Origin of the sequence: Chelatococcus albus (assembly GCF_030067675.1) — a bacterium.
GTDB classification, from domain to species: Bacteria; Pseudomonadota; Alphaproteobacteria; order Rhizobiales; family Beijerinckiaceae; genus Chelatococcus_A; species Chelatococcus_A albus.
In genome coordinates this window covers 148,375-170,864 of sequence record NZ_JASJEV010000003.1, presented here as the reverse complement: position 1 = coordinate 170,864, position 22,490 = coordinate 148,375, and the positions used below count along the sequence as shown (strand labels likewise).

21 protein-coding genes are annotated in these 22,490 nt (G+C 69.1%); 3 read left to right on the top strand and 18 right to left on the bottom strand.

The genetic code is table 11. The features are described 5' to 3' along the window. Window positions 1-69: 69 nt before the first annotated feature. The 4 genes from QNA08_RS06450 to purD are packed head-to-tail and all read right to left on the bottom strand — an operon-like array spanning window position 70 to window position 3,864. Window positions 70-1,167, bottom strand: a complete 1,098-nt coding sequence (locus QNA08_RS06450; RefSeq protein ID WP_283739866.1) for a phosphotransferase family protein — start codon at window positions 1,165-1,167, stop codon at window positions 70-72. Then, window positions 1,164-1,625, bottom strand: coding sequence for a GNAT family N-acetyltransferase (locus QNA08_RS06445; RefSeq protein WP_283739865.1), 462 nt, complete (start codon window positions 1,623-1,625; stop codon window positions 1,164-1,166). Before QNA08_RS06445 ends, QNA08_RS06450 begins: the two co-directional genes overlap by 4 nt. Beyond that, window positions 1,625-2,533: an alpha/beta fold hydrolase gene (locus QNA08_RS06440; RefSeq protein ID WP_283739864.1), complete on the bottom strand. Its 909-nt coding sequence runs from the start codon at window positions 2,531-2,533 to the stop codon at window positions 1,625-1,627. The genes QNA08_RS06445 and QNA08_RS06440 overlap by 1 nt, the downstream gene beginning before the upstream one ends. A gap of 56 nt (window positions 2,534-2,589) precedes the next feature. Continuing rightward, complete coding sequence (purD, locus tag QNA08_RS06435) at window positions 2,590-3,864, bottom strand: phosphoribosylamine--glycine ligase (protein ID WP_283739863.1); 1,275 nt, start codon at window positions 3,862-3,864, stop codon at window positions 2,590-2,592. A 373-nt stretch (window positions 3,865-4,237) separates the two neighbouring features. On the opposite strand from purD, the gene QNA08_RS06430 reads away from it, so the two are divergent. After that, window positions 4,238-5,371, top strand: coding sequence for a fructose-1,6-bisphosphatase (locus QNA08_RS06430; protein ID WP_283739862.1), 1,134 nt, complete (start codon window positions 4,238-4,240; stop codon window positions 5,369-5,371). Between the two features lie 158 nt (window positions 5,372-5,529). Next, window positions 5,530-7,119 (top strand): exodeoxyribonuclease VII large subunit, encoded by a 1,590-nt coding sequence (xseA, locus tag QNA08_RS06425; RefSeq protein ID WP_283739861.1) that lies wholly within the window; start codon window positions 5,530-5,532, stop codon window positions 7,117-7,119. An 83-nt stretch (window positions 7,120-7,202) separates the two neighbouring features. Here the strand turns inward: xseA and QNA08_RS06420 are convergent, their stop codons facing one another. Both QNA08_RS06420 and QNA08_RS06415 read right to left on the bottom strand, forming a co-directional pair. Further along, the gene (locus QNA08_RS06420; RefSeq protein ID WP_283739860.1) at window positions 7,203-7,688 is read right to left on the bottom strand and encodes a peroxiredoxin; all 486 of its coding nucleotides are present in this window, start codon (window positions 7,686-7,688) and stop codon (window positions 7,203-7,205) included. Window positions 7,689-7,754: 66 nt separating this feature from the next. Continuing rightward, the gene (locus tag QNA08_RS06415; protein WP_283739859.1) at window positions 7,755-8,633 is read right to left on the bottom strand and encodes a protein-disulfide reductase DsbD domain-containing protein; all 879 of its coding nucleotides are present in this window, start codon (window positions 8,631-8,633) and stop codon (window positions 7,755-7,757) included. 127 nt (window positions 8,634-8,760) lie between these two features. Here QNA08_RS06415 and QNA08_RS06410 point away from each other — a divergent pair, with 127 nt between their 5' ends. Continuing rightward, complete coding sequence (locus QNA08_RS06410) at window positions 8,761-9,375, top strand: YqgE/AlgH family protein (protein ID WP_283739858.1); 615 nt, start codon at window positions 8,761-8,763, stop codon at window positions 9,373-9,375. 12 nt (window positions 9,376-9,387) lie between these two features. Here the strand turns inward: QNA08_RS06410 and QNA08_RS06405 are convergent, their stop codons facing one another. From QNA08_RS06405 to ctaD, 12 genes are all read right to left on the bottom strand, one after another. Then, window positions 9,388-9,921, bottom strand: a complete 534-nt coding sequence (locus tag QNA08_RS06405) for a VOC family protein (RefSeq protein WP_283739857.1) — start codon at window positions 9,919-9,921, stop codon at window positions 9,388-9,390. Between the two features lie 45 nt (window positions 9,922-9,966). Then, complete coding sequence (locus QNA08_RS06400; protein WP_283740083.1) at window positions 9,967-12,837, bottom strand: EAL domain-containing protein; 2,871 nt, start codon at window positions 12,835-12,837, stop codon at window positions 9,967-9,969. A 249-nt stretch (window positions 12,838-13,086) separates the two neighbouring features. Continuing rightward, window positions 13,087-13,674: a GNAT family N-acetyltransferase gene (locus tag QNA08_RS06395; RefSeq protein ID WP_283739856.1), complete on the bottom strand. Its 588-nt coding sequence runs from the start codon at window positions 13,672-13,674 to the stop codon at window positions 13,087-13,089. Between the two features lie 7 nt (window positions 13,675-13,681). Next, window positions 13,682-14,977: a M16 family metallopeptidase gene (locus QNA08_RS06390; RefSeq protein WP_283739855.1), complete on the bottom strand. Its 1,296-nt coding sequence runs from the start codon at window positions 14,975-14,977 to the stop codon at window positions 13,682-13,684. Further along, entirely contained in the window at window positions 14,974-16,389 is a 1,416-nt protein-coding gene (thrC, locus tag QNA08_RS06385; RefSeq protein ID WP_283739854.1) for a threonine synthase, read from the bottom strand. The genes QNA08_RS06390 and thrC overlap by 4 nt, the downstream gene beginning before the upstream one ends. 84 nt (window positions 16,390-16,473) lie before the next feature. Further along, window positions 16,474-17,211, bottom strand: a complete 738-nt coding sequence (locus QNA08_RS06380; RefSeq protein WP_283739853.1) for an SURF1 family protein — start codon at window positions 17,209-17,211, stop codon at window positions 16,474-16,476. Window positions 17,212-17,277: 66 nt separating this feature from the next. Continuing rightward, on the bottom strand, window positions 17,278-17,655 hold the full coding sequence (locus QNA08_RS06375) for a DUF983 domain-containing protein (protein ID WP_283739852.1): 378 nt from the start codon (window positions 17,653-17,655) through the stop codon (window positions 17,278-17,280). 194 nt (window positions 17,656-17,849) lie between these two features. Beyond that, the gene (locus QNA08_RS06370; RefSeq protein ID WP_283739851.1) at window positions 17,850-18,713 is read right to left on the bottom strand and encodes a cytochrome c oxidase subunit 3; all 864 of its coding nucleotides are present in this window, start codon (window positions 18,711-18,713) and stop codon (window positions 17,850-17,852) included. Window positions 18,714-18,856: 143 nt separating this feature from the next. Then, window positions 18,857-19,486 carry a cytochrome c oxidase assembly protein gene (locus QNA08_RS06365; protein WP_283739850.1) on the bottom strand — a complete coding sequence of 210 codons (630 nt, stop codon included), beginning with the start codon at window positions 19,484-19,486 and terminating at the stop codon, window positions 18,857-18,859. A gap of 10 nt (window positions 19,487-19,496) precedes the next feature. Continuing rightward, window positions 19,497-19,712 carry a hypothetical protein gene (locus QNA08_RS06360; RefSeq protein WP_283739849.1) on the bottom strand — a complete coding sequence of 72 codons (216 nt, stop codon included), beginning with the start codon at window positions 19,710-19,712 and terminating at the stop codon, window positions 19,497-19,499. Beyond that, on the bottom strand, window positions 19,709-20,701 hold the full coding sequence (locus QNA08_RS06355; protein WP_283739848.1) for a heme o synthase: 993 nt from the start codon (window positions 20,699-20,701) through the stop codon (window positions 19,709-19,711). The genes QNA08_RS06360 and QNA08_RS06355 overlap by 4 nt, the downstream gene beginning before the upstream one ends. A 146-nt stretch (window positions 20,702-20,847) precedes the next feature. Further along, the gene (gene ctaD, locus QNA08_RS06350; protein ID WP_283739847.1) at window positions 20,848-22,470 is read right to left on the bottom strand and encodes a cytochrome c oxidase subunit I; all 1,623 of its coding nucleotides are present in this window, start codon (window positions 22,468-22,470) and stop codon (window positions 20,848-20,850) included. Between the last annotated feature and the right edge of the window lie 20 nt (window positions 22,471-22,490).

Sequence of the window (22,490 nt, the reverse complement as noted above, 5' to 3'; positions counted from 1 at the left end):
GGCGGCAGGCTACAGGCAAATGCGGCGGGAGGGAGCCCGCTCTCCGGCTTCACGGGCAGGGCTGTGACGCTACCGCGCGCCCGCCTTCTGCGCGTAGCGCCATGCGGTGGCCGCGAGCGGCCGAACCTGCGTCGCCATCAGGGCCGCGCTGTCGCTCGTCGCCGTGCCGTCGCGGACGCGACCGGCGATGCCCCGGCAGATCGCCGCGAGGCGGAAGAAGTTGTAGGCGAGGTATGTGTCGAGATGCGGGATCTCGGTCAGGCCAGCCCGGCGCGCGTAGGTTGCCGCATAGTCCTCCAAGGTCGGGATGCCGAGGGCGGCGAGATCCACGCCCACGAGGCTGCCGACGCCCGCGCCGGTCGGTGCCGGCGGCATCACCCAGGTCATGAGGTGATAGACGAAGTCGGCGATCGGATCGCCGAGCGTGGCGAGCTCCCAGTCGATGACGGCAAGCACCTGCGGGCGGTCCTTCGCGAGGATCAGATTGTCGAGGCGGAAATCACCGTGCACGACCGCCGCGCGCGGGCTGTCCGGCACATGGTCGGGCAGCCAGGCCATGAGGCGGTCCATCTCGGCGATCGCCTCGTCCGAGCTCGCGCGATACTGCTCCGACCAGCGCCGGACCTGGCGCGCGACGTAGCCCTGCGCCCGGCCGAAGTCGGCGAGCCCGATCACCGCCGGATCGAAGGCGTGGAGACGGGCGATGGTGGCGTTCATGGCGTCGAAGACGGCGCCGCGTTCGGCGATCGAGACGCCGGGCACGGCTGGCTCCCAGATCACGCGCCCGTCCACGTGGGCCATGACGTAGAAGGCGGTGCCGATGATCGCTTCGTCGCCGCAGTAGACAAGCGGCTCGGCCACGGGAAATCCTTGCGCGAAGAGCGCCCGCATGACGCGGAACTCCCGGTCCACCGCATGGGCTGAGGCGAGGAGCCGCCCCGGCGGCTTGCGGCGCAGCACGTAGACGCGCTGGGGCGTCTCCACGAGGTAGGTCGGGTTCGACTGGCCGCCCTTGAACTGGCGGAGTGTGACGGGGCCCGCAAAGCCGGGCAGATGGGCGGCAAGATAGGTTTGGAGGCGGCCGACGTCGACGGCGAGCGCCGGTGCTACCTCCCGCGTGCCGGAGAAGGCAGCCTGCCGGTCGATCGCGGGCGGCTCGCTGCTCATGCTCCGGCTCCGAGATCGAGCTTCATGCCCTCGTGCGAGGCGACGAAGCCGAGGCTTTCGTGGAAACGTTTGGCATCGGGCCGGGCCTTGTTGGTGGTGAGCTGAACAAGGCGTGCGCCGTGTCGCCGCGCCTCGTCCACTGCCCAGGCGAAGGCCCGGCGGCCGAGGCCGCGCCCCCGGTGGCTCGCAGCGACACGCACGCCCTCGATCTGGGCGCGCATGCCGCCGCTACAGGTCATGCCGGGGATGAAGGTGAGCTGCAGGCAGCCGACGACGGTGCCCTCGTCCTCCATCACAAGGAGCCGGTTGTTAGAGTCGCGCTCGATCGCCTCGAAGGCGGCATGATAGGCCTCTGCCACTGCCTCGTCCGTCGTCTCGCGCGTGGCGCCGAGCGGGTCATCGGCGAGGAGTGCCACGATGGCGGCGAGATCCTCCCTGCGGGCATCGCGAAAGATCATCAGGTCCTCGCCTCCAGGAAGGGGATCATGGCGGCGAGCGCCTCGGCAGGCGCTTCCTCCACGACGAAATGGGCGGACGGGACCTTGCTGCCGACGGCCTTGGGGGCGAAGGTCCGGCGCCAGACGTCGAGCGGATCGGTCCCGCCCGTGACGAGGTAGAACTCGCCCCAGATCGCCTGCACCGGGCAGTCGATGGTGCGGCCGGCGGCGAGATCCGCACGGTCCTGTGCGACGTCGACCGTGCGGCCGGCGCGGTAGTCCTCACAGAAAGCGTGGATGCGCGTGGGCTCGTTGCAGCTTGCGTGGTAGCTCGCGAGCGCCCGCGGATCGAAGGCCGACAGGTTGCCGGCCTTCGACCATTTAGCCAGGAGCCCGTCGAAATAGGGCAGAGGGTGGCGCTTGATCTCGTCCTCGGGTTCCGGGGCGGGCCGCGCCAGGAACTCCCAGTGTGCCGCGGGGAAGACGCCCTCCTCGATCTGCTGCCAGACGAAGAAGGTCGGCAGGATGTCGAGGAGGACGAGACGGGACAGCCGACCGGGATGGTCGAGGGCGAGGCGGTAGCCCACGCGCGCGCCGCGATCATGCCCGGCAAGGGCGAAGCGCGCATGACCGAGCTTCTCCATGACGGCGATCACGTCCTTCGCCATCTCGCGCTTGCTGTAGGTGACGTGGTCCGCGTCGCCAGGCGGCGCGGCGGACCAGCCGTAGCCGCGCAGATCCATGAGGACGACGCTGAAATGCTCCGCAAGCCGGCCCGCCACGCGGTGAAAGGCCGCGTGCGTCTGGGGAAAGCCGTGCAGCAGGACGAGCGGCGGGCCGGAGCCGCCGGAGCGGGTGAAGATCTTCCCCGCGCCGGTGTCGATCCAATGCGTTTCGAAGCCGGGAAAGAGATCGTGGCTCTCGGCCATGGCGCACTCCGCTGACGAGACGTGGCCACGGCACGATAGCGCGTCCGGCGGCGGCGTCACCCCTCCCGGGCGACGGCGCGCCAGCCGATGTCCCTGCGGCAGAAGCCCTCCGGCCAGTCGATCCTGGCCACGGCCTCGTAGGCGCGCCTCTGCGCCTCGGTCGCCGTCCTGCCGGTGGCGGTGACGTTGAGCACGCGCCCGCCGTTGGCGAGGAGCCTCGCACCGTCCTGCTTCGTGCCGGCGTGGAAGACGATGACGTCATCAAGCGCCTCGGCCTCGGCGATGCCCCTGATCTCCGAACCCTTCTCGACGGCGCCGGGATAGCCCCGGGCGGCCATGACGACGGTGAGCGCCGTCTCGTCCCACCAGCGCACGTCGAAATCGTGGAGCATGCCGTCACAGCAGGCGAGCATGGCGGCGACGAGGTCTGTCTTCATGCGCGGCATCAGCACCTGCGCCTCGGGGTCGCCGAAGCGGACATTGTACTCGATGAGCTTCGGCCCTTCGGCCGTGATCATCAGCCCCGCGTAGAGCACACCGACATAGGGCGTGCCGCGCGCCTTCAGCCCCGCCACCGTCGGCTGCACGATCTCGCGCATGACGCGCTCTTCGAGAGCAGACGTCATGACGGGAGCGGGCGAATAGGCGCCCATGCCGCCCGTGTTCGGCCCCTCGTCCCCGTCGAAGACGCGCTTGTGGTCCTGCGCCGAGGCGAGGGGGATGGCGTGCGTGCCGTCCGAGAGCGCGAAGAAGCTCGCCTCCTCGCCCACCATGCATTCCTCGATGACCACCTCTGCGCCGGCCGCGCCAAGCCCGCCGGAAAACATCATGGCGACGGCGGCTTCCGCCTCTTCGACGGAAGTCGCGACGACGACGCCCTTGCCGGCGGCGAGCCCGTCGGCCTTGACGACGATGGGTGCCCCCTGCGCCCGCACATAGGCCGCAGCCGCAGCCTCATCCGTGAACCGGGCGAAGGCGGCCGTCGGGATGCCGAACTCCCGGCACAGCTCCTTCGTGAAGGCCTTGGAGCCTTCGAGCTGCGCGGGAATGCGCCTGGGCCCGAAGGCCTTGATGCCGGCGGCCGTCAGATCGTCGACGATGCCGGCGACGAGCGGCGCCTCCGGTCCGACGACGACGAAATCGATGCCCCTCGTGCGGCAGAAGGCGATCACCGCCGCGTGGTCGGCGACGTCGAGCGCGGCGTTCTCGCCGCATTGCGCCGTGCCGGGATTGCCTGGGGCAATGAAGAGCCTGTCGCACAGCGGGCTCGCCGAGAGCTTCCATGCGAGCGCGTGCTCGCGCCCGCCCGAACCGATGAGGAGGATGTTCATGCGCTTCTTCTTCGTGCGCCGCACCGGGACCGGCACCCGCCGTCCGCGGGCGCCGCGTGGTGGGGATCCACTAGCCTTCGGGGGCGTGCCGCGCAATGGGTGGGTAGCGGCCGATCCAGCGCCAACCTTCGGGGGAGCGGGGCGACACATGGTGCAGGGGTAGGCGCAGGATGGGTAGCCTGATCATCGTACCCTCCTTGCCGCATGTGAGCTTGGGCGTCGTCCTACGTCGCAAGAGGCGCCGGTGTCTGCGGAAGATGCATTGGCACGATGACGCCAACGGATGGAGGCTGTTGGATCGCCCGCCGTCGCGGCGCATGATAGACAAGAGCGGGGCTGAAAGGGGGCGGGCGCGGCACGACGGAGGTCAGCCATGCGGATTACGCTCTCCGTGATCAAAGCCGACGTGGGTTCGATCGGCGGCCATACCAAGCCTTCGGAGAGGATGCTCGCCTGTGCGCGGTCGGAGGTTGCGGAGGCGCAGGAGCGCGACCTCCTCATCGACGGCTTCGTGGCGCATACCGGCGACGATATCGCCCTCATCATGAGCCACCGGCGCGGCAAGGGACACCCCGAGATCCATCGCTTCGCGTGGAACACCTTCATGAAGGCGACGCAGATCGCCAGGGAGGACGGGCTCTACGGTGCCGGCCAGGATCTCCTCGTCGACGCTCCCTCGGGCAATCTGCGCGGCGCAGGCCCGGCGGTCGCCGAGATCGAGTTCGACCATACGCTTGCCGGCCATCGCCCGGCCGAATCCTTCATGGTCCTGGCCGCCGACAAATGCGGCCCGGGAGCCTACAACCTGCCGCTGTACCTCGCCTTCGCCGATCCCATGTACTGTGCCGGGCTGATGCTGCCGCAGATGATCAAGGGCTTCCGCTTCCGCATCATCGACATGGACAACACGAAGGGCGACAGCATCCTCGAGCTCGACGCGCCGGAGGACGCCTATCACATCGCCGCTCTCCTGCGCGACAACGAACGCTTCGGCATCGACGCGATCATCTCGCGCACCCACGGCGAGCAGGCGGTGGCCGTCTCGGCGCAGCGGCTGCACGCCATCGCCGGCAAGTACACGGGCAAGGATGATCCCGTGGCGCTGGTGCGCAACCAGGGCATCTTCCCGGCGCCGGAAGAGCTCCTGTCGCCCTTCGCCAAGGCGCATTACGTCGGCGGCGACGCGCGCGGCTCGCACGTCATGCCCCTCATGCCGGTGCCGCTGAACACCGCAGTAACCGGGATGTATTGCCTGCCGATCGTCTCCTGCACCGGCTTCTCGCTCGACCGGGCCGGCCGCTTCTCCTCGGGCTACACCGATTTCTTCGGCAATCCCGCCTGGGACGAGGTGCGGCGGCGCGCGCAGCAGAAGGCGATCGAGATGCGCAGCCAGGGCTGGTCGGGCGCGGCCATGCTACCCTATGCCGAGCTCGAGTACAGTGGTTTCCGCGAGACCGTCGGCAAGCTCGTCGAGCGCTTCAAGATGCGCAAGGACGCCGCGGCGTGAGGCGTGGCGGCCACCGGCTGCGGGGCGGGACAGGGGGGGGCTTCGCCCTTGCGCCCGCGCCGCCGCATTGCGTTCGGCAGGAGGGGCCGACGGCGCGAGGGAGGGGATTTGCGCGCCTTGCGTGACGCTTCGCGCGGGAGGGCCTATGGTCGGCCGCCATGAGCCCGTTGAGTCGCGACGAAGCCGTCACCAACATCCAGGAGTGGACCGTCTCCGGCCTGTCCGGGGCGCTGAAGCGCACGCTGGAGGACGCCTTCGGCTATGTGCGCCTGCGGGGCGAGGTGTCCGGCTATCGCGGGCCGCATTCCTCCGGCCATTGCTACTTCGCCCTCAAGGACGAGGGCGCCAAGATCGAGGCGGTGATCTGGAAGGGCGTGTTCCAGCGCCTCAAGGTGAAGCCACAGGAAGGGCTGGAGGTCGTCGTCACCGGCAAGATCACGACCTTCCCCAGCTCGTCGAAATATCAGATCGTGATCGACACGATCGAGCCCGCCGGGCTCGGGGCCCTGATGGCGATCCTCGAGGAGCGGCGGCGCAAGCTCGCGGCCGAGGGCCTGTTCGACGAGGCGCGCAAGCAGCTCCTGCCCTATCTCCCAGCCGTCATCGGCGTCGTCACCTCGCCGACGGGCGCCGTCATCCGCGACATCCTGCACCGTCTCGAGGATCGCTTTCCCCGCCACGTGCTCGTCTGGCCCGTGCGCGTGCAGGGCGAAACGAGCGCTGCGGAAGTCGCCGCCGCGATCCGCGGTTTCAACGCGCTGCCGGCGGGTGGCGCGATCCCGAGGCCGGATGTGGTCATCGTGGCACGCGGCGGCGGCTCACTCGAGGACCTGTGGAGCTTCAACGAGGAGATCGTCGTCCGTGCGGCCGCCGAGAGCGACATTCCGCTCGTCTCGGCGGTGGGGCACGAGACGGACTGGACGTTGATCGATCTCGCCGCCGACCTGCGCGCCCCAACGCCGACGGGGGCGGCCGAGAAGGTCGTGCCCGTCCGCTCCGAACTCGTGGCGCAGGTGGGCGACCTCGCCCGCCGGCAGGTGGGCGCCGTCCTGCGCTATCTCGATCGGCACCGCACCGAACTTCGCTCGGCCGCGCGCGCCCTGCCCGGGCCGGAAGACCTCCTGTCGAGGCCGCGCCAGCGCCTCGATCTCGCCGGGGGCAAGCTCGTCCATGCGCTGCGCGCCAACGCCCGCCGGCACGAAGTGGCCTTGAACGAGGCGGTGCAGCGTCTCGCACGGCTGTCACCCGCGGCCCGGCTCGCCGCCACGCGAGCGCGGCTGGACGGTTTCGGGCAACGGCTGGTCGCCGGTCTCGCCGCCAACACGCAGCGCCGCACCAATGCCTTCGTGCGCATCGCCACGCGGCTGACGGCCCAGCCCATCGTGCTGCGCCTCGATCGCGGCAGCGAGCGGCTGATCGCGGCCGGCGAGCGCCTGGGGCGCGCGCATCGGGCCCGCCTGCGCACGGAGGCGACGCGCCTCGGAGCCATGTGGAAGCTGGTGGAGGGCCTGAGCCACAAGGGCGTCCTTGCCCGCGGCTATACGCTGGTGCTCGACACCGCGCGCCGGCCGGTGCGCAGCGCCGCCGCGGTGATGCCGGGGATGGGGCTCGCCATCGTCTTTGCCGACGGCGAGGTGGCGGCGACGGCGGACGGTGGGCCCGTGCCCCAACGCGCGAAACCCGCGCCGGCGGCGAAGGCGGCGCCAAGGCCGAAGACGGGCGGAGCGAGCCAGGGCAGCCTGTTCTGAGGAAGCGGGCGTATCGCCCCGAGGGTTCCCCGGAGATCGCCCCCCGGAGAACCGCGCTTGTGTTTGCCGCGCAGCCGGCGCCGTCACAGCTGGCCGAGCAGGTGCTCCGCCCCGGAGACATCGGCCTTGCCGGGGGCGTCCTCGACATTGAGCTTCTCGACCACGCCGTCGTTCACGACCATCGAGTAGCGCTGCGAGCGCGTGCCGAGGCCGAAGCCAGAACCGTCGAAGGCGAGCCCGACGGCCTTGGCGAAGTCAGCGTTGCCATCGGACAGGAACTCGATCTTGCCCTCGCCGCCGGAGGCCTTGGCCCAGGCGTTCATGACGAAGACGTCGTTGACGCCGGTGACGGCAATGGCATCGATGCCGCGCGCCTTGATCTCGTCCGCCTTGGCGAGGAAGCCGGGCAGGTGGTTGTTGTGGCAGGTCGGGGTGAAGGCGCCCGGCACGGCGAACAGCACGACCTTGCGCCCCTTGAAGATGTCGTCGGTCGTTCTGGCCGCCGGTCCTTCCGCCGTCATGACACGGAAGGTTACCTGCGGCAGCCGGTCGCCCACTTCGATGGCCATGGATCGCGCTCCTCGCTTTCGGGATTGAACGGCGCGCCGGACAGGCCCGCCAGGATCCCTCCTGAGTTAGCGCTTGAGGCCGTCCACGTCGAGATCGGTCCTGACTTCGATGGCGGCGGTGTTGCCGACAAGCGTAAGGACGAAGGGCAGCCGCGCCGTTCCGGCCGCCTTCGGACGCTCCTCGATGGGCACGCGGACGGTCTGCGGGCCACCCGGCTCGCCACGAATCTCGGGCTTGCCGAAGTACCATCCGTCCGGTCCTTCCACGAAGAGATCGCGAATCGCTCCCCCGTCGGAAGCCGCAATCTCGGCCGTGAGTTCCGCCGAGGCGCCGTCGGAGCGCAGCGCGACGCGCGAGAGGGCGAGGCCCTGCACGGTTGCGCCGAGCTTGGCCGGTTGCGGCACGCGCGCCTCGGCGGACCGCAGCACCCCGGATGCCGCCGCGTCACCCGCAGCGGGCAGCACGTGTGTCAGCTTCGCCTGCGTCGGGATGCACAGCTTCTCGCAGACGGCGTAATCGAGCTTCAGCGCGAGCCGGGCCGGTGCCGCCGCATCGCGCGGCACGATGCTGATAGGAAAGACGACGTCGCCCTTATAGCCGACGGTATAGCCGACGCCGTCAAAGAAGCGTTCCGGCGCCGGATAGCGCACGGTGACCGAGGCGACGTTGTCGGAGCCGGTCCAGTCGAAGGTCGGCGGCACGCCTGAATCGCCGGGGTTGCGCCAGTAGGTCTTGAAGCCGGGCTCGAGGGCGATGGCGACGCCCGCGCGGTAGGCTCCAGAATCGCCCCTACCGTCCGCCAGGATACGGACGGTCGAGCGTTGCCCTGCGGCTGATCCGGAGGTGCCGATATCGGCTTGCGCCAGCGGAATGGCGAACGCCAGCCCCAGAAGGGCGGCCAGACCGGCGGCCGGACGGCGGACGAGACGGGTTGGGTTCATCATGACTACCCAGATAGAGGCTATCGCGCGCCGGCGCGAGCCACGATGCCGTGACTGGAGCCTCCTGAGCGCGAAAGGTGTTTTGAAAAAGGCGCTCTTGGCCGTAGCATAGCGCAGAGGAATTGAATCGATGCGTCTCGAACGCGCCACTCTGACCAGCGATCCACGCGGCTATCTCGATGGCCAGCTGCTTGTGGCGATGCCGGGAATGCCCGACGAGCGCTTTGCGAGGACGGTGATCTATTTGTGCGCCCATTCGGAAGAGGGCGCGATGGGTATCATCGTCAACAAGCCGGCGCCGGACCTGAGCTTTCCCGATCTTCTGGTACAGCTCGACATCATCTCGCAGGAAGCGGCCATTCGCCTGCCCGTGCGCGTCGGGCGCGTGAAGGTGCTGCGCGGCGGGCCGGTCGAGACCGGGCGCGGCTTCGTGCTGCACACGCCCGACTTCTTCATCGACAATTCGACCCTGCCGATCGACGAGGGCATCTGCCTGACGGCGACGATCGACATCCTGCGGGCGATTGCACGCGGCGACGGGCCGGAGAACGCGGTGCTGGCGCTCGGCTATGCCGGCTGGGGCGCGGGCCAGCTCGAGACGGAGATACAGGCGAACGGCTGGCTCAACTGCCCGGCCGATCCGGCACTCGTCTTCGACGCGGCGGTCGAGACCAAGTACGAGCGTGCCTTGCGCCGCATCGGCATCGATCCCGGCATGCTCTCGGGCCAGGCGGGCCACGCCTGACGACCTGCCGCCTCAAGCCCCTTCGGCCAGGAGCTTTTCCAGATCGAGGGCTCGCGTGAACATCGCAAGCCCGCCATCCGGCGTGCGCGGCCATGCGGATTCAGGGCGATCCCAGTAGAGCTCCACGCCATTCCCGTCCGGATCGCGCAGATAGAGCGCCTCGCTCACGCCGTGATCGGCTGCTCCGTCGAGGGCTATGCCGGCGGCCATGAGGCGGCGCAGGGCATCGGCCAGCGCGGCGCGCGTCGGATAGAGCACCGCGAAATGGTAAAGGCCGGTCGTGCCAGGGGCGGGCGGAGCGCCGCCGCGGCTCTCCCATGTATTGAGGCCGATGTGGTGATGGTAGCCGCCGGCCGCCAGGAAGGCGGCCTCACGGCCGTAGCGCTGCGTGACCGCGAAGCCGAGCACGCCCTGATAGAAGGCGATGGCGCGATCGAGATCGGCCACCTTGAGATGCACGTGGCCGATGCGCACCCCCGGTGCGATCGGCTGTCCCGCGAGCGGCTGCCCGCCCGTTCGCGGCGTCTCGCGCGTCGGCTCGGCCATGCGATCCTCCCCCGACCGGCAGGCGCCGTCCGGCATCGGCGGATGTCAGGCCGCCTCCGGCGTCGCGCCGACGAGGCGACGGGCCTCATGGGCGCTCATCGGCTCGCCGAAGGCGTAGCCCTGGGCATATTCGCAGCCCATGTTGAAGAGCTCAATGGCATCGGATTCGTTCTCGGCGCCTTCCGCCACCACCTCCATGCCGAGCTCGTGGGCGAGCGAGATGATGGAGCGCAGGATGACCGGTCGCGAGCCGTTCGACATCTGGCGCACGAAGGACTGATCGATCTTGATCGTGTCGAAGGGGAAGCGCTGCAGATAGGCGAGCGCCGAGTAGCCCGTGCCGAAATCGTCGAGGGAGAGGCCGGCGCCGAGGTCACGGATGCGGGCGAGCATCTGCGCAGCATATTCCGGGTTTTCCATCACCAGGCTTTCGGTCAGCTCGAGCTTGAGGGAGCCCGGCGTCACCGGCGTTCGCGCGAGCACCGTCTTCACGTCGTGCAGGAGGTCGTGACGCAGGAGCTGGCGGCTCGACACATTGACTGAGGCGAAGATCGGGGGGGCGACCTCGAGGGCCCGCTGCCAGGCAGCGAGTTCGCGTGCCGTGCGTTCGAGGGCGAAGACGCCGAGGTCGACGATGAGGCCCGTCTCCTCGGCGATGGGGATGAACTCGTGCGGGGGAAGGCGCCCGAGCTTGGGATGATCCCAGCGCAGCAGCGCCTCGAATCCGGCCACGGTGCGATCTTCCAGGCGGACGATGGGCTGAAAGAGCACCTTCATCTCACCGCGCTCAAGCGCCCGGCGAAGGTCGCTCTCGAGAGTCAGGCGGTCGCTGCGCTGGGCGCGCATGTTGGGCCGGAACACCTCGATGCGGTCGCCGCCCTGGCGCTTGGCGTGCACCATGGCGATCTCGGCGTTCTTCAGCCACTCGTCACGCTTCACGTCGGCCTGGGCATCATAGAGCGCAATGCCGATCGAGGCGGTGAGGAAGATCTCGCGGTCGGCGAAGGTGACCGGGGTCGTGACCGCGCGCCGGATCATCTCGGCGAAGGTGATGATGCGGTCGGAATCGCGCTCGGACAGCAGGATGATGGCAAACTCGTCGCCGGCGATGCGGGCGAGCGTGTCCTGCGGCCGCAAGAGGCGCCCCAGGCGGCGCGACAGCGTGAGGAGGATCGAGTCCCCCGCCGACAGTCCGATCGACTCGTTGACCTGCTTGAAACGGTCGATGTCGATGACGATGACGGTCGGCCGCAGCATCTGGCTGCGCTGCGCGAAGACGAGGGCGGCGTCGAGGCGGTCGTGGAACAGCTCGCGGTTGGGCAGGCCGGTGAGGTTGTCGTGCACGGCGTCGTGCAGCAGGCGCTCCTCGGCGGTCTTGCTCTCCGTCACGTCCGCGAGCGTGCCGACGACGCGAATTACCTCGCCGTCGGAGCCGACGACAGGGCGCGCCTTCAGGTTGAACCAGAAGAACTGCCCGCCGGCGGCGCGCAATCGGAAGTCCTGCACCACGCGGCCGCGACGCTGCTCGATCACGGCATCGAGCGTCGCCCGATAGCGGTCGCGGTCGAAGGGATGGATGATGTCGAGCCAGGTGGAGGCCGGGCCTTCGAGCGTGCCGCGCTTGAGGCCGAGGAGCTGCTCGACCTCGGGGCTCACGAAGATCTTGTCGGCCGACACGTCCCAGTCGAAGACGATGTCGCCGGATCCGGCGAGCGCCAGCGCCTTGCGCTCGGTGTCGCTGACGAGGCCCTGCGCCAGCGCGCCGCCGGCAAAGGCATGCTGCATCACGGTGAAGCCGATGAGCATGACGATGAGCACCAGGCCACCGATGAGGGCGGGCGAGACGAGGTCGCGCGTCAGCTGCCCGAGGACCGTGAAACCGGCGGCTGCCACCCAGACGAGGAGCAGGAACCAGGTCGGGATCAGCATCACCGCCCGGTCGTAGCCGTGGCTCGCGAGGTGGATGACGAGCGCGAAGCCGATGGCCGCGACGGCTGCGACGGAGATGCGCGCCACGCCTGCGGCCACTGGCGCGTCGAAGACGGCGAGGCCGACGAGGGCGCCGAGGAAGAGGAGCCAGCCGGCCGTGACGTGGCTGTAGCGCACGTGCCAGCGGTTGAGGTTGAGATAGGCGAAGAGGAAGACGAGGAGCGTGGCGGCGAGCACGGCCTCGGCCGCGGCGCGGTAGATGCGGTCAGCAGCCTGCGTGATGGGAAAGATCTGCTGGAAGAAGCCGAAGTCGATGCAGGTATAGGCGAGGACCGCCCAGGCGAGAGCTGCCGCGGCCGGGAAGATGACCGCACCCTTGACCACGAAGACGATGGTGAGGAACAGCGCGAGGAGGCCCGCGACCCCGATGATGATGCCCTTGTAGAGCGTGAGGCCGTTGACCTTGGCCTTGTAGGCTTCCGGTTCCCACAGATAGAGCTGCGGCAGGTTCGGCGTGCGCAGTTCCGCCACGAAGGTCACCGTCGTGCCCGGGTCGAGCGTGATGGTGAAGACGTCGGCGTCGGCGCTGTCCTCCCGCTCGGGCCGGATGCCCTGGCTCGCCGTGACGGCGGCGATGCGGGAGGCGCCGAGATCGGGCCAGACCACGCCGGAGCCCACGAGCCGATAGTGCGGCGCCACGAGCAGGCGATCGATCTGCTCGTCGGTGTCATTCGTGAGCGCGAAGACGATCCAGTCCGGCCGCGTGCCGCCCTCGCGCGCCTTGACCGCGATGCGGCGCACGATGCCATCGGGGCCGGGCGCCGTCGAGATCTGGATGAGGTCACCCTCGGACCGGTAGTGCTCGACGACCGGAGTCAAGTCGAGCGCCGGAGCGTTGAGCGTCACCCGTACCGCCTCGACGGCCTCGGCCGGCCGCCCTGCGAGGGCGAGGCAAAGAGCGACGAGGACGAGGGTGAGAACGCGGATCAATCGCAACGCGGGACTCTCGCGGTGTGGGGCGGAGGCGCCATGCCGTTCGCGCGGGTTCCGCCTACCGGCGGACGGAACACGCGGGAGCGGCAAGTTTCTCTGGAATCCTGCATGTCGGCCTCGATCGTGAGCGTTTCGCGAACGAGATCGGCATGCTCGGCGTCCGGCTCGTGACAGTGGTATCGGCGACGCGGCATGAGAGCAAGGAGAGGTGGTCAGCCGTCCCCATCGCTCGGGCTCCCGCCATCATCGCACCGGATCGTCGCGCAGCAATGCATAGAGAAGATGGTCCTGCCAGCTGCCGGCGATGCACAGATACCGGCGCGCGTAGCCCTCGCGGGTGAATCCGGCTTTTTCGAGAAGGCGGATCGAGGCTTCGTTCGACGGCAAACAAGCGGCCTCTATCCGTCGCAGGCCGAGCTCGCTGAAGGCGAAGCGCGTCGCGGCGCGCACGCCGTGTGTCATGTAGCCCTGCCGCGCGTAAGCAGCGCCCATCCAGTAGCCGAGCGTGCAGGCCTGCGCCACACCGCGGCGTACGAGGCCGAGGGTGAGCCCGCCCAGGAGCACCCCGTCCGCCTCCCGGAAGAGGAAGAAGGGGTAGGCCATGTCGCTGCGGATTTCCTCCGCGTAGCGGCGCACCCGCCGCCGAAAGGCCGGGCGCGTCAGGTCGTCCGCCGGCCAGATGGGTTCCCACGGCTCGAGGAAGGCGCGGCTTGCCTCGCGCAGGCTTGCCCAGGCCTCGTAGTCGGCCATCTGCGGAGCACGCAGATAGACCCCCTCGCCGCGCACGACCGGCAGGCTTTCATTGGCGGGGGTGAAGCGGAAGAGAACCATGGCGGCCTCACCTCGGGCTACCGAGATGCCTCCGGATCGCATCGAGCGACGGCAGGCCGGCGAGGGGGCCGATGGCAGCCACGACGGGGGAGCTCGCTGCCAGTGCGCCGCCCGCGCGGCGCACCTCCTCGGTCGTGATCGCATCGATGCGGCCGACGATCTCTTCGCGCGGGATGACGCGGTTGAAGGCGAGGATCTGCCGCGCGATCTGCTCGGCGCGGTTGCCGGGCGATTCGAGGGCGGTCAGCAGCGAGACCTTCATCTGGGCCTTGGCGCGGGCCACTTCCTCGTCGGTCGCGCCGGCGGCGGCCTCCATCAGGCAGTCCAGCGCGACAGGCACGAGCGCCGCGAGATCCTGCGGGTCGGTTCCCGCCGAAATGCCGAAGATGCCCGTGTCGGCGAAGGGCCAGTGAAAGGCGTCGACCGCATAGGCAAGCCCGCGCTCCTCACGCACCTCCTGGAAGAGGCGAGACGACATGCCCCCGCCGAGGAGATTGCCGAAGACCTGCACGGCGTATTGCTCGCGCTGATGGTACGAGCAGCCCGGAAAGCCGATGACGAGATGCGCCTGCTCGAGGTCACGTTCGAGGCGTGCCTCTCCTCCGGCGAAGCGCGCAGGGGCGGCGGGCGGCGCGGCGCCGCCGGGCAGCGCGGCGAAGAGCCGTGCGACATCTGCGACGAGGCGCTCGTGATCGACGGCACCGACCGCCGAAACGACGACCTGCGGAGCGCGATACTCGCGCGCGAGGAAGGCGGTGATGGCCTCGCGGTCGAAGCCGCGCACGGTCTTCGGCGTGCCGAGGATGCGCCGGCCGATGGGCTGGTCGGGGAAGGCCGTCTCGAGGAAGACGTCGGTGACGAGGTCGTCGGGCGCATCCTCGACGGCGCCGATTTCCTGCAGGATGACACCCTTTTCACGGGCGAGCTCGGCGGCATCGAAGACCGACTCGGTCAGGATATCGGCAAGGATGTCGAGGGCGAGCGGCACGTCCTCACCGAGGAGGCGCGTGCCGTAGGCGGTGTATTCCACGCTCGTTTCGGCATTGAGCTCGCCGCCCACGGCTTCGATGGCCTCGGCGATGGCGCGCGCCGAGCGCCGGCGCGTCCCCTTGAAGGCCATATGCTCCAGGAGATGCGACAGGCCGTGCTCATCGAGGCGCTCGTGGCGGGCGCCCGTGCCGATCCACACGCCGACGGCGGCGGTGGCGAGATGCGGCATCGCTTCGCTGGCGACGCGCAGGCCCCCGTCGAGCGTGGTCACGCGCACGCGCGCATCGCTCGGCAGAGGCATGGTCGCGTTCATGCAGCGGCTCCGCGCACGGCGCGCGCATGCGTGCGCACGAAGGTTTCGACGGCGCGCTGGTCGTTCGGGAGAACGGTGAAGCGCTCGGGACGGTCGTGGAGATCCGCAAGATGGGCCGGCAGGGGCGGGCGCACGCCGCTTGCCTTCTCCACCGCATCGGGGAACTTGGCCGGGTGCGCGGTCGAGAGCACGACCATCGGCGTCGCGGGATCCTCGACGTGCGCCCGGCGGGCGACCGCGGTGCCGACGGCGGTGTGCGGGTCGAGGAGATAGCCCGCGCGGGTCCAGGTCTCGTCGATCTCGCGCGCCGTCTCGGCCTCCGTGCTGCGGCCGGCGGTGAATTCCCGCCGGATCGCCGCGAGCGGAGCCGCGGCGATGTCGAAACTGCCGGACTGGGCGAGGCTTGCCATCAGCTGCCGCACGGCGGCGCCGTCGCGGCCATAGGCCTCAAACAGCAGGCGTTCGAAGTTCGAGGACACCTGGATGTCCATGGAGGGGGAGGTGGTGGGGGCGACGCCGGTCACCTCGTACCGCCCGCTCGCGAGCGCGCGGGCGAGGATGTCGTTCGTATTGGTGGCAATGCCGAGCCGGGCGACCGGCAGGCCCATGCGCTTGGCCACGTAGCCGGCGAGGATGTCGCCGAAATTGCCGGTCGGCACCGTGAATGAGACGGGACGGTGGGGCGCCCCGAGCGACACGGCGGCCGTGAAGTAGTAGACCACCTGCGCAACGATACGCGCCCAGTTGATTGAATTGACGCCCGAGAGCTTCAACTCGTCGCGGAAGCGGTGGTTGTTGAAGAGCCCCTTCAGGATCGCCTGGCAGTCGTCGAAAGTGCCCTCCAGGGCGAGGGCATGCACGTTCGGCGCGTCGACGGTGGTCATCTGCCGGCGCTGCACCTCGGACACGCGGCCGTGCGGGTAGAGGATGAAGACGTCGACCTGCGACAGGCCCCTGAAGGCCTCGATCGCGGCGCTGCCGGTGTCGCCCGACGTCGCCCCGATGATGGTCGCGCGCGCGCCGCGGCTCTTCAGCACGTGATCCATGAGCCGCCCGAGGAGCTGCATGGCCACGTCCTTGAACGCGAGCGTCGGGCCGTGAAAGAGCTCGAGCACGAAGAGATTGTCGTCGATCTGGACGAGAGGGCAGACGGCCGGGTGGCGGAAGGTCGCATAGGCGTCGCCGATCATGCCGGCGAGGGCCGGGTGCTCGATCTCGCCGTCGGTGAGGGCGCCCACCACCTGTTCCGCCACGCCGGCGTAAGACCTGGCGGCGAAGCCGGCGATCGTCTCGGACGTGAACTGCGGCCAGCTCTGCGGGACGTAGAGGCCGCCGTCGCGGGCAAGCCCGGCCAGCAGCGCTTCGGTGAAGCCGATCGCGGGCGCCTCCCCGCGGGTCGAGACGTGCAGCAAGGTCATTTCTCCCCGTGAACCGGCGGACACTACGCGCGGGGCCAGGTGGAGGCAAGGAACTCGCCGGCGCGCACCCTCGCGGGATCAGGCGCCGCGCAGCCTCCGCCACGCCCAGGCGATGAAGACGCCGGCGGCACCCACGGCGAGGCCGTACCAGGTCAGGGCATATTCGAGGTGGTTGTTGGGGAAGTTCACGACGGTGAGACCGCCCCGTGGCCAGCCGCCCGGATTGGGTGCGGCGTCGGCATCGACATAGAAGGGCGCGACACGCTGGAGCTTCTTGGCGGCGGCGATCGCGGCGACGTCGCGCGTGAACCACTCGCCCTTGGCCGCGTCGTTCTGCGGGACGAACCAGCCCCCCTCCTCGGGCGCCCGCACGACACCCGTGACGGTGACGGCCCCTGCGACCTGCCCGTCGGGCCGGGTGTCCGGCGCCCTGCGGTCGAGCGGCACGAAGCCGCGGTTGACGATGACCGTCGTGCCGTCGTCGCGCACGAGCGGTGTCAACACGTAGTAGCCGGGCAGGACGCTGCCGCTGCGCGGGTCGCGCGGGCTGTTGCCGTGCACCAGGACTTCGGCGTCGTGGCGGAAGGTGCCGGTGAGGCGCGCGCGTCTGTACTCGTCTTCGGCCACCTTCCACGCTGGCCATTCCTCCTCCCGGACGATCTCGCCCGGGGTGGCATGGATGCGGGCCTCTATGCGTGCGAGGAGCTCATCCTTCCACGCCTTGCGGCCGAGCTGCCACGTGCCGAGCGACAGGAGGACGGCGAGCGCCGCAAGCGTGAGCAGACCGGGCAGGAGAAGGGGGCGGAGGCGGGGCATGGTCTCGGGTGCTGGCGCAAGGGTATGGCGCAGGGCGAGCCGGCGGACAGGGTTCGCGCCGGCCTGCTACCGTTTCTCCAGACGGCCTTCCTCGGCCCTGTGATGATATTGCAGGGCGACGAGCACGCCCTTCAGCGGCCGCAGCATGCCGATGCAGACGACGAGCGCGATCGGCAGGGTGACGAGGAGATGCACCCAGAACGGCGGTTCATAGGTCAGCTCCAGCCATAGCGCGGCACCGCAGACGATGAAGCCGCCGATGAGCATGACGAAGACGGCCGGGCCATCCGCCGAATCGGCGAAGGAATAGTCGAGGCCGCAGGAGCGGCAGCCCGGCGCGAGGTTGAGGAAGCCCTTGAACAGCCGTCCCTCGCCGCAGCGCGGGCAGCGTCCGGCAAGCCCGGTCGCGATCGGGGGCTGGGGCGGATAGTCGTCCTGGGCCATGACCTGTCTCCAGGAGCATCCCTCACCGATGGCGCTGTTTCGGTGAACGTGGTGCTCCGTCTCGATGGGCCGGGCGGCTCTCGATTGATCGCAATCGCAGAGCTGCCCCGCACTGCACCTTTGCCGGCGGATAGTGCCCTTCTAACGCAAAAGGGGCGGCCTTCGCCGCCCCTCGTTGTCGCAGCCGCCGGGCTTCAGTGCGCGGCGCCGGCCACGGGCCCGCCGTAGCCCCAGACGTAGATGGCGGCGAAGAGGAACAGCCACACGACGTCGACGAAGTGCCAGTACCAGGCGGCGAACTCGAAGCCGAGGTGCTGCTTCGGGGTGAACTGGCCGAGGTAGACGCGCAGCAGGCATACCGCCAGGAAGATGGTGCCGATGATGACGTGGGCGCCGTGGAAGCCCGTCGCCATGAAGAAGGTGGCGCCGTAGATGTTGCCGGAGAAGCCGAAGGTGGCGTGGCTGTACTCGTAGGCCTGGACGAAGCTGAACAGGACGCCGAGCGCGATCGTCAGCCACAGGCCGTACTTCACGCCCTGACGGTCATTGTGCAGCAGGGCGTGGTGCGCCCAGGTAACCGTCGTGCCCGAGGTGAGCAGGATGAGCGTGTTGAGGAGCGGCAGGTGCCAGGGATCGAAGGTCTCGATGCCCTTCGGCGGCCAATGCCCGCCCGTGAGCTCGGCGCGGGTGTACTGGATCGCCTCGCCGGGGAAGAGGCTCGCGTCGAAATAGGCCCAGAACCAGGCAACGAAGAACATCACCTCCGAGGCGATGAACATGATCATGCCGTAGCGGTGGTGGAGCTGCACCACGCGGGTGTGGTCGCCGCGGTTCGCCTCCTTGACGACATCGGTCCACCAGGCGGCCATGGTGTAGAGGACGCCGAGGAGGCCTGCGCCAAGCACGTAGGGGCCGGCCTTGAGGCCGCCGACGCTGAGTCCCTTCATGCTCATGATGAGGCCGGTCGCCAGCACGAAGGCGCTGATCGAACCGATGAGCGGCCACGGGCTCGGATCGACGAGGTGGTAGTCGTGGTTCTTGGCGTGCGCCTGAGCCATTTTCTTGGTCTCCGGTTCCAATCGCGCCCCGCCCTTGGACGGAACGCGTCACCTCTGTTGTCGGTGCCTCGGCCGCGAAACCCCGGGAGAGGTTGCGAGGCCGAGGCGCCTTTGCCACGCTCCAACCTGTGCGCCTCGCGGCGTCACAGCTTGGGTTTGTCCGCCCCTCCGCCCGTCGCCGCCGCCACCGGCGCGCCGCCCTTGGAGGGGAAAACGGTATAGGAGAGCGTGATCGTCTCGATGTCCTTGATGTCCGGCTCCTTGAGGATGGCCGGATCGACGAAGAAGACGACCGGCGCCTCGATGGTTTCGCCGGGCTGCAGCGTCTGCTCGGTGAAGCAGAAGCACTGGATCTTGTTGAAGTAGGCGCCTGCGAGCTCCGGCTGGACGTTGAACGTGGCGATGCCGGTGGAGGGACGCGTGCCGGTATTGGTGAGCTTGTAGAAGACGGTCGCCGTCTCTCCGAGGCGGACGTCGACGACCGGCTGTTCCGGCGTGAAGCGCCAGGAGATGCCGGGAGCGACGTTCGCGTCGAAGCGGACCGACACGACACGCTCGGAAACGGTGGAGCCGTTGGCGGCACTCACCTGCGGCGTGCCACCGTAGCCCGTCACCTGGCAGAACAGGTTGTAGAGCGGCACCGACGCATAGGCGAGGCCCACCATGCCGACGGCGATCCCGGCACAGATCAGGCCGGTGGTGCGCACGCGGCGGGCGGCGGCCTCGGCCTTCGTGGCCGGCATCCCGCTGGTGCTTTCCTGATCGGTCGTCATCGGCGGCCTCTCACAGCGGACGGTTGAGCACGTTGACACCGAGGCGCGCGATGGTCACGGCGTAGAACAGGACGCAGAGGGCACCGAGGGTCAGCGCGATGGCGAGGTTGCGGGCGCGCCGGCGCTTCACCTCTTCCGGCGTGAGCGGGGCCCGCTCCGGCGCTTCGGGGCGGGATGGCTGATGCACGGCCTTCTCGGGCCGCTCGTCGGGCAGAACGCCGCTCATGCGAGGCCTCCCCTGAATGCGGCGCCAAGGCCGAAGGCATGCTCGGCGAGCAGCACGGCAAAGAGCAGGAAGAGATAGAGGATCGAGAAGGCAAAGAGGCGCTGCGCCGCCTTCATCGCCGGATCGCCCTCGCGCAGGCGGAAGACGCGCCAGGCGAAGCCGATCATGCCGAGGCCCGTGAGCGCCGAGACCAGGGCATAGGCGACGCCACCGATACCGAGGAAGGCGGGTGCGATGCCGACCGGGACGAGCAGCAGCGTGTAGATGAGGATCTGCAGGCGCGTGGCATCGGGGCCGGCGACGTTGGGCAGCATCGGCACGCCGGCGCGGGCATAATCCCCCGATTTTACGAGCGCCAGCGCCCAGAAATGCGGCGGCGTCCAGATGAAGATGATGGCGAAGAGGACGAGGGTGTCGACGCTAACCGAGCCCGTGACGGCCGCTTCGCCAATCATGGGCGGGAAGGCGCCGGCGGCGCCGCCGATGACGATGTTCTGTGGTGTCGCGCGCTTCAGCCACATCGAATAGACGACGACGTAGAAGAAGATGGTGAAGGCCAGCAGGCCAGCAGCCACCCAGTTCGCCACGAGCTCGAGGAACAGCACCGAGCCGACGGCGAGCGTCAGGCCGAAGGCGAGCGCCTCCTCTCCCGTGACGCGCCCGGCGGGAATCGGTCGGCGGGCGGTGCGGGTCATCACCGCGTCGATGTCGGCGTCCCACCACATGTTGAGGCAGCCGGAGGCGCCGGCGCCGACGGCGATGGCGAGGAGCGAGGCGAAGCCGATGACGGGATGGATGTGGCCCTTGGCCACGACCATGCCGACGAGTGCGGTGAAGACGACGAGCGACATCACCCGCGGCTTCAGCAGCGCGAAGTAGTCGCGGACCTCGCCCGACGACACGGCGGAGCGAGAGACCGCCGGGCGCGCGGGCGCGGCGGCGCCCTGGGCGCGGCCGTTCTCGGCAAGACCGTCGGTGATCATCGTCATGCTGTCGATCCGTCCGTCTCACACCCGGCGTCCGCGCGCCGGTCGATGGCCCCTTCGGTCGTCGGCCCCTCTCCGGAACGCTGCACGGCGGCGGCGCTCGGGAGAGGAGCGAGGCGGCGGGAATGGTTCCCGCCGCCTGCGTCCGGTCAGTGGGTCGAGCCCGCGATGCGCGGCAGGGTCTCGTACTGGTGGAAGGGCGGCGGCGAGGACAAGGTCCATTCGAGCGTCGTCGCGCCTTCGCCCCAGGGGTTGTCCGCGGCCCGCTGCTTGCGGCTCACCGCGATGACGATGCCGGCGAAGAACACCAGGAGGCCGACCGCGAAGATGTAGGAACCGATCGAGGATATGAAGTTCCAGTGCGCGTAGGCGTCCGGATAGTCGACGTAGCGGCGCGGCATGCCGGCAAGGCCGGAGAAGTGCATCGGGAAGAACAGAAGATTGGCCCCGATGAACGAGATCCAGAAATGCAGCTTGCCGATCCTGTCCGGCACCACGTAGCCGAACATCTTCGGGAACCAGTAGTACCAGCCCGCGAAGAGCGCGAAGACGGCGCCGAGCGACAGCACGTAATGGAAGTGGGCCACCACGTAGTAGGTGTCGTGCAGGGCGCGGTCGACGCCGGCATTGGCAAGCACCACGCCCGTCACGCCGCCCACCGTGAACAGGAAGATGAAGCCGATCGCCCAGACCATCGGCGCCGTGAAGCGCATGGAGCCGCCCCACATCGTCGCGATCCAGGAGAAGATCTTCACGCCCGTCGGCACGGCGATGACCATCGTCGCGAAGACGAAGTAGCGCTGCGTATCGAGCGACAGGCCGGCCGTGTACATGTGGTGCGCCCACACGATGAAGCCGACGACGCCGATCGCGACCATGGCGTAGGCCATGCCGAGGTAGCCGAAGATCGGCTTCTTCGAGAAGGTCGACACGATGTGGCTGATCAGGCCGAAGGCCGGCAGGATCATGATGTAGACTTCGGGGTGGCCGAAGAACCAGAACAGATGCTGGTAGAGAATCGGGTCACCGCCGCCCGCGGGGTCGAAGAAGGTCGTCCCGAAGTTGCGGTCCGTCAGCAGCATCGTGATCGCGCCCGCCAGCACCGGCAGAGACAGCAGGAGCAGGAACGCCGTCACCAGCACCGCCCAGGCGAAGAGCGGCATCTTGTGCAGCGTCATGCCCGGGGCGCGCATGTTGAGGATGGTGGTGATGAAGTTGATGGCGCCGAGGATGGACGCCGCGCCGGCGAGGTGCAGCGACAGGATGCCGAAGTCGAGCGCAGGGCCGGGATGGCCGGCGACCGCGAGCGGCGGGTAGACCGTCCAGCCGCCGCCGAAGCCGAGCGAGCCGGGCGCGCCCTCCATGAACAGCGACACCACGAGAAGGCAGAAGGCCGAGGCCGTCAGCCAGAAGGAGATGTTGTTCATGCGCGGGAAGGCCATGTCGGGGGCGCCGATCATGAGCGGCACGAACCAGTTGCCGAAACCGCCGATGAGCGCCGGCATCACCATGAAGAACACCATGATGAGGCCATGGCCCGTGACGAAGACGTTGAACGTCTGGCCGTTGGCGAAGAACTGCAGCCCGGGCTGCTGCAGCTCGAGGCGCATGCCGATCGAGAGCGCACCGCCGACGAGACCCGCGAACAGCGCGAAGATCAGGTAGAGGGTGCCGATGTCCTTGTGGTTCGTGGAGAGCAGCCAGCGCCGCCAGCCCGTCGGGTGATCGTGGGCGTGGTCGTGCGCGTGGTGCGCCGCTGCCGTCGAAGCCATGTCGTCAGCTCCTTGTCTGG

Coding starts and splice junctions, on each gene's coding strand:
- QNA08_RS06450 (WP_283739866.1), bottom strand. CDS start 1,167: ATGAGCAGCGAGCCGCCCGCGATCGACCGGCAGGCTGCCTTCTCCGGC.
- QNA08_RS06445 (WP_283739865.1), bottom strand. CDS start 1,625: ATGATCTTTCGCGATGCCCGCAGGGAGGATCTCGCCGCCATCGTGGCA.
- QNA08_RS06440 (WP_283739864.1), bottom strand. CDS start 2,533: ATGGCCGAGAGCCACGATCTCTTTCCCGGCTTCGAAACGCATTGGATC.
- purD (WP_283739863.1), bottom strand. CDS start 3,864: ATGAACATCCTCCTCATCGGTTCGGGCGGGCGCGAGCACGCGCTCGCA.
- QNA08_RS06430 (WP_283739862.1), top strand. CDS start 4,238: ATGCGGATTACGCTCTCCGTGATCAAAGCCGACGTGGGTTCGATCGGC.
- xseA (WP_283739861.1), top strand. CDS start 5,530: ATGAGCCCGTTGAGTCGCGACGAAGCCGTCACCAACATCCAGGAGTGG.
- QNA08_RS06420 (WP_283739860.1), bottom strand. CDS start 7,688: ATGGCCATCGAAGTGGGCGACCGGCTGCCGCAGGTAACCTTCCGTGTC.
- QNA08_RS06415 (WP_283739859.1), bottom strand. CDS start 8,633: ATGATGAACCCAACCCGTCTCGTCCGCCGTCCGGCCGCCGGTCTGGCC.
- QNA08_RS06410 (WP_283739858.1), top strand. CDS start 8,761: ATGCGTCTCGAACGCGCCACTCTGACCAGCGATCCACGCGGCTATCTC.
- QNA08_RS06405 (WP_283739857.1), bottom strand. CDS start 9,921: ATGGCCGAGCCGACGCGCGAGACGCCGCGAACGGGCGGGCAGCCGCTC.
- QNA08_RS06395 (WP_283739856.1), bottom strand. CDS start 13,674: ATGGTTCTCTTCCGCTTCACCCCCGCCAATGAAAGCCTGCCGGTCGTG.
- QNA08_RS06390 (WP_283739855.1), bottom strand. CDS start 14,977: ATGAACGCGACCATGCCTCTGCCGAGCGATGCGCGCGTGCGCGTGACC.
- QNA08_RS06380 (WP_283739853.1), bottom strand. CDS start 17,211: ATGCCCCGCCTCCGCCCCCTTCTCCTGCCCGGTCTGCTCACGCTTGCG.
- QNA08_RS06375 (WP_283739852.1), bottom strand. CDS start 17,655: ATGGCCCAGGACGACTATCCGCCCCAGCCCCCGATCGCGACCGGGCTT.
- QNA08_RS06370 (WP_283739851.1), bottom strand. CDS start 18,713: ATGGCTCAGGCGCACGCCAAGAACCACGACTACCACCTCGTCGATCCG.
- QNA08_RS06365 (WP_283739850.1), bottom strand. CDS start 19,486: ATGACGACCGATCAGGAAAGCACCAGCGGGATGCCGGCCACGAAGGCC.
- QNA08_RS06360 (WP_283739849.1), bottom strand. CDS start 19,712: ATGAGCGGCGTTCTGCCCGACGAGCGGCCCGAGAAGGCCGTGCATCAG.
- QNA08_RS06355 (WP_283739848.1), bottom strand. CDS start 20,701: ATGACGATGATCACCGACGGTCTTGCCGAGAACGGCCGCGCCCAGGGC.
- ctaD (WP_283739847.1), bottom strand. CDS start 22,470: ATGGCTTCGACGGCAGCGGCGCACCACGCGCACGACCACGCCCACGAT.